This is a genomic window from Micromonospora chalcea (assembly GCF_028768405.1).
GTDB lineage: Bacteria > Actinomycetota > Actinomycetes > Mycobacteriales > Micromonosporaceae > Micromonospora > Micromonospora chalcea.
This window is the reverse complement of record NZ_CP118233.1, coordinates 1,056,345-1,070,858: the sequence shown is the minus strand read 5'-3', so window position 1 is coordinate 1,070,858 and position 14,514 is coordinate 1,056,345. Positions and strand designations below refer to the sequence as shown.

Here is a 14,514-nt window from a genome sequence, read left to right as displayed (position 1 = left end):
CGGTGGACGGGAAGCGGGGTCAGCCGCCGGGGTTCTCCATCCGGCCGGCCACCACGCTCTCCGCGATCGCCGCCGTCTCGGCGTCGGTGAGCCGGTGCGTGCCCTCGGCGGTCGCGGTCATCACGACCGGGTAGATCCGCCGGGTCAGGTCCGGGCCGCCGGTGGCGGTGTCGTCGTCCGCCGCGTCGTAGAGCGCCTCGACCGCCAGCCGCGTCGCGTCCTCGACCGACAGGCCGGTCCGGAACCGCTTCTTCAGCGCCGACTTGGCGAACAGCGAGCCGGAGCCGATCGCGTCGTAGCCGGTCTCCTCGTACGGGCCGCCGGTCACGTCGAAGCTGAAGATCCGCCCGGCCCGCGCCGGGTCGCTCGCCGCCAGGTCGAAACCGGCGAACAGCGGGACCACGGCCAGGCCCTGCATGGCCGCGCCCAGGTTGCCGCGGATCATCGAGGCGAGCCGGTTGGCCTTGCCGTCGAGCGAGAGCATCGCGCCCTCGATCTTCTCGTAGTGCTCCAGCTCCACCTGGAACAGTCGCATCAGCTCGATGCCGATGCCCGCGGTGCCCGCGATGCCGACCAGCGAGTACGCGTCGGCCGGGTGCACCTTCTCGATGTCGCGCTGGGCGATCAGGTTGCCCATCGTGGCGCGCCGGTCGCCGGCCATGACCACGCCACCGGCGGCCGAGATGGCCACGATGGTGGTCGCGTGCGGCGCCATGTCGGCGGCCATGCCGGGCGGCAGCGGCCGACGGCCGGGCAGCATCTCGGGGGCCACCTTGCTCAGGAACGCTGTGAAGGAGGACGTCCCCGCGTTGGTGAACACATCTGGAAGACGCCCGGATGGATCAAAACCCGCTGCCACGTGGTTCCTCTCAGGTACGTGATCGCCCTGGCCAGGACTTCGGCGTTGTCCTTGAACTGGCCAAGACCACCGTTGCAGTTGAAGCAGAGTATCCCGCGCACCCATCCGGTGCGATGATCGCGGTCCAGATGTTCCGGATCGGGGCGCCGACAGATCGCGCACACGCCGCCCTGCTCGGTCAGGAGCTCCTGGAAATCCTTCTCCCCGACCCCGTAGCGGCGGCGCAGGTGGTACTCGCGATTGCCGCCGTAGAGTCGCTGCTTCGTCTCGTTACCGCGGGCGATGTGGCACGGCTTGCAGTAGCTGTGCCGACCGCTGGCGTTGGTCGTTCGGGGGAAATCGTCAACGGGCTTGATCTGCTCGCAGTCGGGGCACCACTTGAGGCCGTCCGCTACCGGCACGGCAGCCCTTCGCTGCGGCGCGATGCCACGTTTCCGGCGACTCGCCTCTGAGCGAGCAGCGGCACACGTCTTGCAGTAGAACGCCAGCCCGTCTGGACGACGCCGATTACGGTGGAACGCCGACGCGGGAAGCGAGCGGCGGCACTGGGGGCAAAGCTTGTCCGAAGCCTCCGGCAAATCGGACATAAGCCTCATTGACCCCCCTTCTGTACATATCCCCTCACGAACTCCTCTGCGTTCTCCTCCAGGACGGAGTCGATCTCGTCGAGCAGGTCGTCGACGTCCTCGGTGATCTCGGCGTGCCGCTCGGCCACCTCGGGGTTCGCCTCCGCGGTGACCTCGTCGACCTCCTCGCGGGACTTGCCGGACTGGGTCTGCCCACCCTCTTGGGTCGCCATGGTGGTGCCTCCTCCACGATCGCCTGCGATCAACTTACCTCGCGGGAGCGACGAAAGGCCCGCCGCGCGCCCGGTTCCGGCACCCGACGGGCCTTCCGGCATCCGGGTCACCCGCCGGTGAGCGTCTCCAGCAGATCCTTGGCGCTCTCGCAGCGGTCGAACAGCTCACCGACGTGCGCCCGGGTGCCCCGCTCGGGTTCCATCATCGGCACCCGCACCAGCGACTCCCGGCCCACGTCGAAGATGACCGAGTCCCAGCTCGCGGCGACCACCTCGGAGGCGTACTGCGCCAGGCAGCGGCCCCGGAAGTAGGCCCGGGTGTCCTCCGGCGGCTCGGTCATCGCGGTGCGGGTCTGCTCGTCGCTGAGCATCGTCTTCATCGAGCCACGCTGCACCAGGCGGTGGTAGAGGCCCTTCTCCGGCCGCACGTCGGAGTACTGCAGGTCGACCAGCTGCAGCTTGTGCGAGCCCCAGCCGAGCTTCTCCCGCTCCCGGTAGCCCTCCAGCAGCCGCAGCTTCGCCACCCAGTCCAGCTCGTCTGCGCACTCGAACGCGTCGCGGCCGAGCCGGTCCAACACGCTCTCCCAACGGCGCAGCACGTCGGCGGTCTGCGCGTCCACGTCCTTGCCGTAGCGGTCGTCCACGAAGGAGCTGACCCGTTCCAGGTACGCCCACTGCACGTCCAGCGCGGTGAGCTTGCGGCCGTCACGCATCCGCATCAGGTGCTTCAGCGACGGGTCGTGGCTGACCGCGCGCAGCTCCCCCACCGGGTCGGCGATGCCAAGGTCCGCGCCGAGCGCCTTCTCCTCGATCATGGTGAGGATCAGCGCGGTGGTGCCGACCTTGAGGAACGTGGAGATCTCGGAGAGGTTGGCGTCGCCGATGATGACGTGCAGCCGGCGGTACTTGTCGGCGTCGGCGTGCGGCTCGTCGCGGGTGTTGATGATGGGCCGCTTGAGCGTCGTCTCCAGCCCCACCTCGACCTCGAAGAAGTCGGCCCGCTGGGAGATCTGGAAACCGGTCTGGCCGCCGTCCTGGCCGATGCCGACCCGCCCGGCGCCGCAGACGATCTGCCGGGTGACGAAGAACGGCGTCAGGTACGCCACGATGTCGGCGAACGGCGTCTGCCGGCGCATCAGGTAGTTCTCGTGCGCACCGTAGCTGGCGCCCTTGTTGTCGGTGTTGTTCTTGTACAGGTGGATCGGCTGGGTGCCCGGGATGGTCGCGGCCCGCCGGGCCGCCTCGGCCATCACCCGCTCCCCCGCCTTGTCCCACCGGACCACGTCGAGGGGGTTGGTCACCTCGGGCGTGGAGTATTCCGGGTGGGCGTGGTCGACGTAGAGCCGCGCGCCGTTGGTGAGTATGACGTTGGCGAGGCCGAGGTCCTCGTCGGCGAGCGCCTCGGCCGGGTCGTACGCGGCGCCGGAGTAGGTGAACCCGCGCGCGTCGCGCAGTGGCGACTCCTCCTCGTAGTCCCAGCGGGCCCGGCCGCCCCGGTTGAGTTCCGGCCGCGCCCCGTAGGCGTTTACCACCTGGGAGGAGGTGACCATCGGGTTGGCTCCGGCCTGACCGGGCACGGAGATGCCGTACTCGACCTCGGTGCCCATGATCCTTCTGACGCTCATCGACCTGCCCGCTCCCGCTCGCCGTCCCGGTCCCCGTCATGTCGAGCGTAGTCGGCGTGACGCGCCGAGGGGGCGTGGCGGCAGCGCCGGGTCCGGTGTGGCGGCTTCCCTGCGTACGCGCGAAGGCCCGTGGCGGGTGCGCCACGGGCCTTCGTCGCAGGGTCGGACTACAGGTACTGGCCGGTGTTGCTGGCGGTCTCGATGGACCGTCCGGCCTCGGCGCCCTTGCCGCCGGAGACGAGCGTGCGGATGTAGACGATCCGCTCGCCCTTCTTGCCGGAGATGCGCGCCCAGTCGTCGGGGTTGGTGGTGTTGGGCAGGTCCTCGTTCTCCCGGAACTCGTCGACGCAGGCGTCGAGCAGGTGCTGCAGGCGCAGCCCCTTGCGGCCGGAGGTGAGGAACTCCTTGATGGCCATCTTCTTGCCCCGGTCGACGATGTTCTGGATCATCGCGCCGGAGTTGAAGTCCTTGAAGTAGAGGACTTCCTTGTCGCCGTTGGCGTAGGTGACCTCGAGGAAGCGGTTCTCCTCGGTCTCGGAGTACATCCGCAGGACCACCGCGTCGATCATCGCCGCGACGGTGGCCTGGGCGTCGCCGCCGTGTTCGGCCAGGTCGTCGGCGTGCAGCGGCAGGCCGGCGAGGATGTACTTGGAGAAGATGTCCTTCGCCGCCTCGGCGTCCGGCCGCTCGATCTTGATCTTCACGTCGAGCCGGCCGGGACGCAGGATCGCCGGGTCGATCATGTCTTCCCGGTTGGAGGCGCCGATGACGATGACGTTCTCCAGGCCCTCCACGCCGTCGATCTCGCTGAGCAGCTGCGGGACGATGGTGTTCTCCACGTCCGAGGAGACGCCGGAGCCGCGGGTGCGGAACACGGAGTCCATCTCGTCGAAGAACACGATCACCGGAGTGCCCTCACCGGCCTTCTCCCGCGCCCGCTGGAAGATCAGCCGGATGTGCCGCTCGGTCTCGCCGACGTACTTGTTGAGCAGCTCCGGGCCCTTGATGTTGAGGAAGAAGCTGGTGTGCCGCTCCTTGCCCTCCCGCTCGGCGATCTTCTTGGCCAGCGAGTTGGCCACCGCCTTGGCGATCAGCGTCTTACCGCAGCCGGGCGGACCGTAGAGCAGGATGCCCTTCGGCGGCCGGAGCTGGTGCTCACGGAACAGGTCGGAGTGCAGGAAGGGCAGCTCCACCGCGTCGCGGATCTGCTCGATCTGCGCCTGGAGGCCACCGATGTCCTCGTAGTTGACGTCGGGCACCTCCTCCAGGACCAGTTCCTCGACCTCGCTCTTCGGGATCCGCTCGTAGGCGTACGCCGAGCGGGGCTCGATCATGAGCGAGTCGCCGGCCCGGATCGCGCTGCCGATCAGGGTCTCGGCGAGGTGCACGATCCGCTCCTCGTCGGAGTGCGACACCACGAGCGCCCGGTCACCCGGCGCGCCGTCCGGGCCCGCCAGGATCTCCTTGAGCATCACGACCTCGCCGACCCGCTCGAACCCGAACGCGTCGACGATGTTGAGCGCGTCGTTGAGCAGGACCTCCTGGCCACGGCGCAGCTCGTCGGCCTCCAGCGACGGCGAGACCGCCACCCGGAGCTTGCGCCCGCCGGTGAACACGTCCACCGTGCCGTCGTCGTGCTTGGCCAGGAAGACGCCGTAGCCACTCGGTGGCTGGGCGAGCCGGTCGATCTCCTCCTTGAGCGTCACGATCTGCGCGCGAGCCTCCTTGAGGGTGCTCACGAGCCGTTCGTTGTTCTCGGTCAGCCGCGCCAACTGGGCCTGGGTGGCCGCCAGCCGCTCTTCGAGCTGCCGGACGTGTCGAGGGCTTTCGGTCAACTTGCGCCGCACCAGAGCGAGTTCCTCTTGCAGGAACGCGACCTGCGTGGAGAGATCGTGGGCTTCCTTTTCCCACCGTGCGGCGCGCGAGTCCGCGTCGTCGCTGCGTGCCACGTCCCACCTCCCCGGGGGGCTTGAACGTTCTGACCTAACACTAGCCGCTATGAGCCCGATTCGGTCCACAGCAACGCGCTCGTCACCGAAGCTTGATCGCGAAGGGCTGGTCGCGGGGTGGGTACGGGCGTTCGGGTACCGTCGGAGCGTGGGACGGGAGAACATGGGGGGTGCTTCGTGACCGACGTCGCGACCGACCAGTTGCAGGTCTGGGTCGACCAGGACCTCTGCACCGGTGACGGGCTCTGCGTGCAGTACGCGCCGGAGGTCTTCGAGTTCGACGTCGACGGCCTGGCGTACGTCAAGGGCCCCGACGGCGAACTGCGGCAGGCCCCCGGCGCCCGGGTGGACGTGCCGGAGCACCTGCGCCTCGAGGTGATCGACTCGGCGAAGGAGTGCCCGGGCGAGTGCATCCACGTGGTGCGCGGCAGCGACGGCGTCGAGGTGGCCGGCCCGGAGGCCGACGACTGAGGCCCGGACAGCTGCACGACGGGCCGGGGACCACACGTCCCCGGCCCGTCGTTCGTCCGCCTCAGAGCAGGGGCCGGCCGACCACCGAGGCGACCAGCCGGGCGAACTCCTCCAGCCGGGCGATCTGCCCCGCCCCGCCGTCGTCGAGGGTCTTGCCGAAACGCAGCGCGTCGTGCCGGGGCGCGCCCGCCACCTCGTCGCTGGGCGGCGCCTCGTCCAGGGAGCTGAGCAGCAGGTACACGTCGATGCTGTCGACCCGTACGGTGCCGTTCTCGGCCCGCATGAGCCGCCGCCGGCAGCCGACCTCGGTGACTGTCGACAGCGGCACCACCCGCAGCGACGAGGTCATCGCGCCGGGCGGCCCCTCCCCCGGCGGCACGTCCTCGCCGTGCCAGAGCACCAGCCGGCTGCCGTCGCAGACGACGACCTCCTGCCACACGCCGTTCACCTCGTTGACGAACCGCTCCAGCGTGAAGCCGAGCACGGAGGCGCCGCGCAGCACACCGTCGAGCGCCTCCAGCGCGATGTCCGGGTCGCGCAGGTACGCGCGGGCGGCCGACTCCAGGTCGGTGTAGGGCGACCAGTCCGGGAAGACGGCGGGCAGGTCACCGTTGCCGTAACCGGGGTTGCTCACGCCGCCTCCCACCGGGCCGCGCCGCCGTGCTGCCACCGGTCCAGGTCACCGGCACGGGCGCGCCGCCCGACGCGCGCCCCGATCCGCTCGCTCATGCCACCGTCTCCACCCGCTCAGGTGTCGTGCCCACCGGCACACATGATCCGCCCGTACGCGCGCGCCCGCGCGTCGGGGGTCAGGACTCCTGCGGCTCCTGCTCCGCGCGGGCCGCGGCGGCGGCGCGCAGGGCGTCGCGGCGCTGCGCGTACGCCTCGGCGCCCTTGCTGGGCTTGCGGCGGCGCGGCGGCGCGGTGACCCCGGGGGCGAGCTTGCGGGCGGAGACCAGGAACGCGGTGTGGGCGATCATCCGGTGGTCCGGGCGGACCGCCAGCCCTTCGGCGTGCCAGTCGCGCACCAGCGACTCCCAGGCGCGCGGCTCGGTCCAGCCGCCACGCTCGCGCAGCGCCTCGACCAGCTCGGACAGCTGCGGCGTGGTGGCCACGTAGCCGATCAGCACGCCGCCGGGCACCAGCGCCCGCTCGACCATGTCGAGCATCTCCCACGGGGTCAGCATGTCCAGGATGATCCGGTCGAAACCGGTCTCGGCGCAGTCGGCGACGTCGCCGACGTGCAGGTTCCAGGCCGGGTGCGGGCCGTTGAAGAACGCCTCCACGTTGCGGCGGGCGATCTGGGCGAAGTCGTCGCGCAGCTCGAACGAGTGCAGCTCGCCCTCGGTGCCGACGGCCCGCAGCAGCGAGCAGGACAGCGCGCCGGACCCGGCGCCGGCCTCCAGCACCTTGGCGCCGGGGAAGATGTCGCCCATGGCGACGATCTGCGCCGAGTCCTTCGGGTAGATCACCTGGGCTCCGCGCGGCATGGAGAGCACGTAGTCCGACAGCAGCGGCCGCAGCGCCAGGAACGCGGTGCCGCCCCCGGCGGTGGTGACCACGCTGCCGTCGGGCAGGCCGATCAGGGTGTCGTGCTTGAGGATCCCCCGGTGGGTGTGGAACTCCTTGCCGGGCTCCAGCGTCACGGTGTGCATCCGGCCCTTGGGGTCGGTCAGCTGGACCCGGTCGCCCGGCCGGAACGGCCCGCGGTGGACCGGGGGCAACGCCGGGACGGTGGAGATCTCTACGGTCACGTGTTCGTCTTCCGTTTGGGTTCCAGGAGCTGGGCGAGATCCGCGATGTGCAGCACGCCGACCACATCTTCGCCTGCCGTCACGACGTACTGCGCGCCCGGGTGGGTGCGTACGGTCTCCAGGACCCGCTCGCCGTCCGCGCCGACCGGCAGGGCCGGCACCGCGGACAGGTCGCGGGCCACCTCGTCCACCGCGACCCACGGCCTCCGTTCCGGGGGTACGGCGGCGGCGCGCGCCGGGTCGACCACGGCGACGGTACGGCCGGCGGAGTCGACGACGCCCAGCGCCACGTGCGGGGTGGCCGCCTCGTCGCGGCGGCGCTGGGCCTCGGCCAGCGGCGTGCCGGTGGGCACCGGCAGCAGCGGGCGGGCCAGCCGGGCCAGGTCGACCAGGTGCAGGCGGCGGCCGATACGGGCCAGCCGGATGGACTGGCCGGCGCCGCGCCACAGCGTCAGCGCGACGAGCAGCAGCAGCGGCAGGGCCAGCGGGGCCAGCGCCCGGCGCATGGTGAGCACCACGACCAGCGCCAGCGTGCCCAGCGCGACGGCCCGGCCGACCCAGCCGGCCACCTCGGTGCCGCGGTGCCGGTCGCGGGTGAGCGCCCACACCGCGGCGCGCAGCGCCCGCCCGCCGTCCAGCGGCAGACCGGGCAGGCTGTTGAAGATCGCCACCACGACGTTGCTGACCGCGAGCTGGAAGGCGAGCTGGTGGCCGAGCGTGCCGGCGGGCAACGCGAGGGTGGCGGCGACCGCGCCGGCGCCGAGTACGGCGGACACGGCCGGCCCGGCCAGCGAGATCAGCAGCTCGATCCGCGGCGTGGGTGCGTCGCGGTCCATCTCGGTGTACCCGCCGAGCAGTTCCAGCGTGATCCCGCGCACACCGATGCCGTAGCGGCGGGCGGTCAGCGCGTGGCCCAGCTCGTGCATCAGCACCGAGCCGAGCAGCGAGACCACGAAGCCGAACCCGACCAGGTAGCCGCCGAGCGGGCCGAGGTCGAGCTGGCGGCGGGCCAGCGCCGCGTACAGCACCGTGACGACGACGGTGAGCAGCAGCATCGAGGCGTCGACGCGCAGCGGCACCCCGAGCACCCGGCCGAGGCTGAGCCCCGGCCGGCGGGGTCCTCGGCTCCGCTGCTGCACCGGCCCGATGCTACGTGAGCGTGCGCGGCGGGCCGCCGCGGTCACTGAGAGGGAGATCCGATCATGCTCCGGTGCGGCGACGGTGGCGGTGTCACAGGCGTGGCCTAACCTTCCGGGCATGACGGCGGAACCGATGATCGACAGCCACGGCGACCAGACGGCACCGGCGCCGGTCACGGTGCGGGCGTCGCTGTCGCCGTCCCGGGCGGCCGACTTCAAGACCTGCCCGCTGCTCTACCGGTTCCGCAGCATCGACCGGCTGCCCGAGCGGCCGACTGTCGAGCAGGCACGGGGCACGCTCGTGCACGCCGTGCTGGAGCGGCTGTTCGACCTTCCGGCCGCCGCGCGCACCCCGGAGTCGGCGGGCGATCTGGTCGCGCCGCAGTGGGACCGGCTGGTCACCGAGGAGCCGGAGCTGGCCTCGCTGTTCGCCGACGGCGACACCGCCGGTCCGCAGGAGTTCCTCCGGTCGGCGACGGCGCTGCTGGACGGCTACTTCGCGGTGGAGGACCCGCGCCGGCTGGAGCCGGCCGAGCGCGAGGCGCTGATCTCCGCGGTGGTGGACGACGAGCTGCTCATCCGGGGTTATCTCGACCGGCTCGACGTGGCGCCCGACGGCGCGCTGCGAGTGGTCGACTACAAGACCGGCGGCGCGCCGCGCGAGGCGTTCGAGGCGCGGGCGCTGTTCCAGCTCAAGTTCTACGCCCTGGTGCTGTGGCGCACCCGGGGCGTGGTGCCGCGGGTGCTGCGCCTGCTCTACCTCAAGGACGCCGAGGTCTGCGACTACGCCCCCGACGCCGACGAGCTGGTGCGCTTCGAGCGCACAGTGGTGGCGCTGTGGCGGGCGATCGAGCAGGCCACCGCCCGGCAGGACTTCCGGCCCCGCCCGAGCCGCCTGTGCGACTGGTGCAGCCACCAGGCGCTGTGCCCGAGCTACGGCGGCACGCCGCCGCCGTTCCCGGTGGCCGCCGCCGCGCCCGACCCGCTGGTGGACGCCCGCTCCCGCCCGGTGGCGCCCGGCGCCGACGAGTAACCTCCGTTCCCGCCCGAGGCGGGCAGAGCGCCGTGGAGGGGACCGACCACACCGCGGTGGCCTGCTCGGTGGTGGTAGAACTGACCGCCCGCCCCCGCCGCCGGCCCTTCCGGTCGGGGATGACCGGGTACGCGCACCACTTCGGCGAGGTGGCGGGGTCGACGGGGGTGCGATGCAACCACCTCCCCGAACAGGAGTCGATCATGCGGGCGGGCGTGCACCACCAGCCGGGACGGGTTCGCCGAGCGCGGCGCGCGGCGCTCCCCGGGCCGGGTGAATCCGGCGCCGGATCGCCGTGGGACGAATCGGGTATCGGATCGTCCCACGGACGATCGCGGTGCCGGGCCACCGTGGAGCGCCCGCGAGCCCGGCACACAGACCGCCCACGATCCGCGCGGACCCAGGACGCAGAGCGCCTGCGATCCCGCGCGGGCCTGAGCGCGCGGAGCCCGGCCAACCTGCGGGATCGGGGCGGCCTGATCGGCGACCGCGCGACCGGTGACCTCTACGGTGGTTACCGCGGCCCGGCTCACGCCGGGCGGATCGCGCGCGTGCCGGCGCCGACGGGTCCCGGCCGGACCGCCGCCCGGACGACGAGGGGGACGCATGACCGACGGCGCCGTGTCCCGGCCGGTGCGGGTTCTGCTCGCCGACGACCAGCCGCTGCTGCGTACCGGATTCCGGATGGTGCTGGGCGCGGAGGACGACCTGGACGTGGTGGGTGAGGCCGGCGACGGCGCGGAGGCGGTGGACCTGGCGCGGCGGCTGCTGCCCGACGTGGTGCTGATGGACATCCGGATGCCGCGGATGGACGGGGTGACCGCGACGCGCGCGATCGTGTCCGCGCGGCTACCGGTTCGGGTGCTGGTGCTCACCACGTTCGAGCAGGACGAACACGTCGTCGGGGCGCTGCGGGCCGGCGCCAGCGGGTTCCTGACCAAGGATGTGCCGGCCGAGGACCTGGTCGCGGCGATCCGCACGGTGGCGGCCGGGGACGCGGCGATGTCCCCGCGCATCCTGCGCCGGCTGCTGGACCGCTTCGCCGAGCTGCTGCCCGATCCGGCCGCAGCGCCGGCGCGGGCGCTTGATCCGCTCACCGACCGGGAGCGGGAGGTGCTCACCCACATGGCGCGCGGTCTGTCCAACGCGGAGATCGCCCGGGTGCTGTCGGTCAGCGAGACGACTGTGAAAACCCATGTCGGGCATGTGCTGACGAAGCTACGGTTGCGCGACCGGGTCCAGGCGGTCGTGCTCGCGTACGAGACGGGTCTGGTTCGTCCGGGGCGGTGAGGTGGCGCGGGTCACCTACCGTGACCAGCGGCGGGGCTGATGTGTTGACCATCACGCCGGGTGAGGCTCTAGCGTCGGCGTCGCCTGCCGGTCAGGGGTCACCCTGAGCCCGGATGGGGGTCGACCCTCACCGGAAGATCGGCACGGATTCCACCCCAGGTCGGAGGGCTTTCGGGCTCGCGACCCCGAGGATGGATTCCGCCGCACCGACCAGCGGGGGCGGTGCGGCATTGAGAACGACAGACGGAAGAGGTACATGACGTGACCGCGACGGTAGGCCAAGAGCAGGCCGCGGCCCGGGCGAACGATGTGTGGAAGGTGTACGGCAGCGGCGAGGCGCAGGTCGCCGCGCTGCGGGGGGTGAGCGCCGAGTTCGAACGCGGCCGGTTCACCGCGATCATGGGGCCGTCGGGCTCCGGGAAGTCCACACTGATGCACTGCCTCGCGGGTCTGGACACGGTGACCAAGGGCACCGTGATGATCGGCGACACCACTGTGACCGGTCTCAACGACGCCGGTCTGACGAAGCTGCGCCGCGACAAGGTCGGCTTCATCTTCCAGCAGTTCAACCTACTCCCCACGCTCACCGCGCAGGAGAACATCCTGCTGCCGCTGTCGATCGCCGGGCGCAAGCCCGACCCGGCCTGGTACGACGTCGTGATCGACACGGTTGGCCTGCGGGAGCGGCTCGGGCACCGCCCGGCGCAGCTCTCCGGTGGCCAGCAGCAGCGCGTGGCGTGCGCCCGGGCGCTCGTGGCCCGCCCCGAGGTGATCTTCGCGGACGAGCCGACCGGCAACCTGGACTCCCGCTCCGGCGCCGAGGTGCTGAAGTTCCTGCGCAACTCGGTACGCGAGCACGGCCAGACCATCGTCATGGTCACGCACGACCCGACCGCCGCCGCGTACGCCGACCGGGTGGTCTTCCTCGCCGACGGGCAGATCGTCTCGGAGCTGATCGAGCCGACCGCCGAGACGGTGCTGGACACGATGAAGAAGCTGGACGCCCCGGTCGAGGTGGGCAACTGATGCTGCGGGCAACGCTCAAGAGCCTGCTGGCGCGCAAGCTGCGCCTGCTGCTGTCCGGGCTGGCGGTGGTGCTCGGCGTCATGTTCGTCTCCGGCGCGTTCGTGCTCACCGACACGCTCGGGCGGTCCTTCGACGCGGTCTTCGCCGACGCGTACGCCGAGGTCGACGTGAGCGTCGAGGCGAAGCCGAAGATCGACGTCTCCACGGCGGAGGGGATGCCGCTGAGCACTCCGATGCCGGCGTCGGTGCTGGACCGGGTCAAGGCGGTGCCCGGCGTCGCCGACGCCGAGGGTGTGGTGGCCGCCGAGGGCGCCCGGATGATCGGCAGCAACGGCAAGGTGGTCACCTCGTTCGGCCCGCCGCAGCTGGGCCAGAACTGGCTCGGTGAGAGCGACCTGCTGGAGCTGCGCGAGGGCCGCGGCCCGCAGGCCGACGACGAGATCGTGATCAACGCCGCGCTGGCCGAGGCGGGCAAGGTCAAGGTCGGCGACCGGGTCGGCGTGCTGACGCTCGCCCCGAAGAAGGAGTTCACGCTCGTCGGCGTGTTCGGCTACAGCGGCGGCCGGGACTCGATCGGTGGCGCGAACGAGGTCTACTTCACGACCCCGGTGGCGCAGCAGCTGATGCTGGGCAAGCCGGACGTGTTCAGCAACATCAGCGTCCAGGCCGCCGACGGCACCACGCCGGCCGCGCTGCGCGACGAGCTGGCCCGCACGCTGGGTGCCGACTACCAGGTCAAGACCGGCGAGCAGCTCGCCGCCGACGCCTCGGCCGGCCTCAAGGAAGGGCTGTCGTTCTTCAACAAGATCCTCCTCGGGTTCGCCGCGGTGGCGCTGCTGGTCGGCACGTTCCTGATCCTCAACACGTTCTCGATCATCGTGGCGCAGCGCACCCGTGAGCTGGCCCTGATGCGCGCGATCGGGGCCAGCGGCAAGCAGGTCATCGGCTCGGTGGTGCTGGAGGCACTCGCGGTCGGCCTGATCGCCTCGGTGCTGGGGCTCGCCGCCGGCATCGGCGTGGGCGCGCTGCTTGCGTACCTGTTCGGTCAGCTCGCCGGGGGTCTCACCCTGGCCGGGCTGGGCGTGCCCGCCTCGGCGGTGATCGGCGCGTTCGCGGTCGGCATGCTCATCACTGTGGTCGCCGCGCTGCTGCCGGCGCTGCGCGCCTCGCGCATCCCGCCGATCGCCGCGATGCAGGACGTGGCCACGCCGGACCGGCCGCTGACCAAGGTCACCATCGGCGGTGCCGTGGTCACCGGCATCGGCGCGGTGCTGCTGTTCCTCGGTCTCGGCGGGCACGCCGGCGACAGCACCCTGGCGACCATCCTCGGCGGCGTGCTGTTCGCGTTCATCGGGGTGGCGCTGCTGACCCCGATCATCAGCCGGCCGGTGGTCTCGCTGCTGGGCACGATCTTCTCCTGGTCGGTGCCGGGCAAGCTGGGCCGGCTCAACTCGGGCCGCAACCCGCGCCGTACCGCGATCACGGCCGCCGCGCTGATGGTGGGCATCGCCCTGGTCACCGGCGTGACGGTGATCCTGGACTCGGCCAAGGGCAGCATCGGCGCGCTGGCCGAGGACACCATCAAGGCGGAGCTGGTGATCTCCGGGTCCACGTCCGGGCCGCGTCCGGCGAGCTTCGACCCGGCGGTCCTGGAGAAGGCCGCGGCGATCCCGGGCGTGCAGATGGTCGACGGTGAGTACGGCGACATGGCAGTGGTCGGCGGCGAGCGGACCTGGGTGGCCGTGTCGAGCAACGTGGCCGCGCTGCAGCAGATCTTCGGGGCGAAGGCCGCCGCCGGTGACATCAGCAAGCTGGCGCCGGACCAGATGCTGGTCAGCTCGGACACCGCGAAGGCACGCAACCTCAACGTCGGTTCGACGGTGCCGGTGCAGCTGTCCCGTGGCGACGCCCGCACCTACACGGTCAGCGGCATCTACGAGAGTTCACAGCTGACCAACCCGGTGACGCTGCCGCCGCAGGCAACGGCGGACTTCGCCATCCCGCAGCCGATCCAGGGTTTCCTGCAGCTCGCCCCCGGCACGTCGGTGGACGCGGTGCAGCCGCAGATCGAGCGGCTGCTGGCGGACAGCCCCGAGGTGTCGGTGGCCGACCGGGCCGGGTTCATCGAGCAGCAGACCGGTCAGCTGGACTCCCTGCTCCAGATGATCCAGATCCTGCTGGCGCTGGCCATCGTGATCGCGGTGCTGGGCATCATCAACACGCTCGCGCTGTCGGTGCTGGAACGCACCCGGGAGCTGGGTCTGCTGCGGGCGATCGGCCTGCGCCGCGCCCAGACCATGCGCATGATCACGGTCGAGGCGGTGGTGATCTCCATCTTCGGCGCGCTGCTCGGCGTGGTGGTCGGCACCGGTCTCGGCGCGGCGGTGGTGGAGGCGCTCAAGGACGAGGGCATCACCGACCTGATCCTGCCGTGGGGTCAGATGGTGACGTTCCTGATCCTGGCCGCGATCATCGGCGTGGTCGCGGCGGTGCTGCCGGCGATCCGCGCCGCGCGGATCAACGTCCTGGGCGCCATCGCCCACGACTGACGTGAAAGGAAGGGCCCCTT

At 71.6% G+C, this 14,514-nt stretch carries 13 protein-coding genes; 5 read left to right on the top strand and 8 right to left on the bottom strand.

The window, feature by feature from the left end; translation table 11 throughout:
- Positions 1-19: 19 nt before the first annotated feature.
- The 5 genes from prcB to arc form a co-directional block, all read right to left on the bottom strand.
- The gene (gene prcB, locus PVK74_RS05005) at positions 20-859 is read right to left on the bottom strand and encodes a proteasome subunit beta (RefSeq protein WP_030504129.1); all 840 of its coding nucleotides are present in this window, start codon (positions 857-859) and stop codon (positions 20-22) included.
- Positions 778-1,260, bottom strand: coding sequence for an endonuclease VII domain-containing protein (locus PVK74_RS05000; RefSeq protein ID WP_274478307.1), 483 nt, complete (start codon positions 1,258-1,260; stop codon positions 778-780). Before PVK74_RS05000 ends, prcB begins: the two co-directional genes overlap by 82 nt.
- Positions 1,261-1,451: 191 nt before the next feature.
- On the bottom strand, positions 1,452-1,658 hold the full coding sequence (locus PVK74_RS04995; RefSeq protein ID WP_030504127.1) for a ubiquitin-like protein Pup: 207 nt from the start codon (positions 1,656-1,658) through the stop codon (positions 1,452-1,454).
- Between the two features lie 107 nt (positions 1,659-1,765).
- Entirely contained in the window at positions 1,766-3,283 is a 1,518-nt protein-coding gene (dop, locus tag PVK74_RS04990; protein WP_036344014.1) for a depupylase/deamidase Dop, read from the bottom strand.
- Between the two features lie 167 nt (positions 3,284-3,450).
- Positions 3,451-5,232, bottom strand: coding sequence for a proteasome ATPase (gene arc, locus PVK74_RS04985; protein WP_043324384.1), 1,782 nt, complete (start codon positions 5,230-5,232; stop codon positions 3,451-3,453).
- Between the two features lie 177 nt (positions 5,233-5,409).
- On the opposite strand from arc, the gene PVK74_RS04980 reads away from it, so the two are divergent.
- Positions 5,410-5,703 (top strand): ferredoxin, encoded by a 294-nt coding sequence (locus PVK74_RS04980; RefSeq protein ID WP_043324386.1) that lies wholly within the window; start codon positions 5,410-5,412, stop codon positions 5,701-5,703.
- 61 nt (positions 5,704-5,764) lie between these two features.
- On the opposite strand, the gene PVK74_RS04975 is transcribed toward PVK74_RS04980, so the two are convergent.
- The 3 genes from PVK74_RS04975 to PVK74_RS04965 form a co-directional block, all read right to left on the bottom strand.
- Entirely contained in the window at positions 5,765-6,337 is a 573-nt protein-coding gene (locus PVK74_RS04975; RefSeq protein WP_043330176.1) for a hypothetical protein, read from the bottom strand.
- A gap of 175 nt (positions 6,338-6,512) precedes the next feature.
- Positions 6,513-7,457, bottom strand: coding sequence for a tRNA (adenine-N1)-methyltransferase (locus PVK74_RS04970; RefSeq protein ID WP_043324388.1), 945 nt, complete (start codon positions 7,455-7,457; stop codon positions 6,513-6,515).
- Complete coding sequence (locus PVK74_RS04965; RefSeq protein WP_393098629.1) at positions 7,454-8,596, bottom strand: M50 family metallopeptidase; 1,143 nt, start codon at positions 8,594-8,596, stop codon at positions 7,454-7,456. Before PVK74_RS04965 ends, PVK74_RS04970 begins: the two co-directional genes overlap by 4 nt.
- Positions 8,597-8,714: 118 nt before the next feature.
- Here PVK74_RS04965 and PVK74_RS04960 point away from each other — a divergent pair, with 118 nt between their 5' ends.
- From PVK74_RS04960 to PVK74_RS04945, 4 genes are all read left to right on the top strand, one after another.
- The gene (locus tag PVK74_RS04960) at positions 8,715-9,629 is read left to right on the top strand and encodes a RecB family exonuclease (RefSeq protein WP_043324392.1); all 915 of its coding nucleotides are present in this window, start codon (positions 8,715-8,717) and stop codon (positions 9,627-9,629) included.
- A 606-nt stretch (positions 9,630-10,235) separates the two neighbouring features.
- Positions 10,236-10,919 (top strand): response regulator, encoded by a 684-nt coding sequence (locus PVK74_RS04955; protein ID WP_064446104.1) that lies wholly within the window; start codon positions 10,236-10,238, stop codon positions 10,917-10,919.
- A gap of 261 nt (positions 10,920-11,180) precedes the next feature.
- Positions 11,181-11,945: an ABC transporter ATP-binding protein gene (locus PVK74_RS04950; RefSeq protein WP_043324396.1), complete on the top strand. Its 765-nt coding sequence runs from the start codon at positions 11,181-11,183 to the stop codon at positions 11,943-11,945.
- Positions 11,945-14,494, top strand: a complete 2,550-nt coding sequence (locus tag PVK74_RS04945) for an ABC transporter permease (RefSeq protein WP_274478304.1) — start codon at positions 11,945-11,947, stop codon at positions 14,492-14,494. The genes PVK74_RS04950 and PVK74_RS04945 overlap by 1 nt, the downstream gene beginning before the upstream one ends.
- Positions 14,495-14,514: the final 20 nt, after the last annotated feature.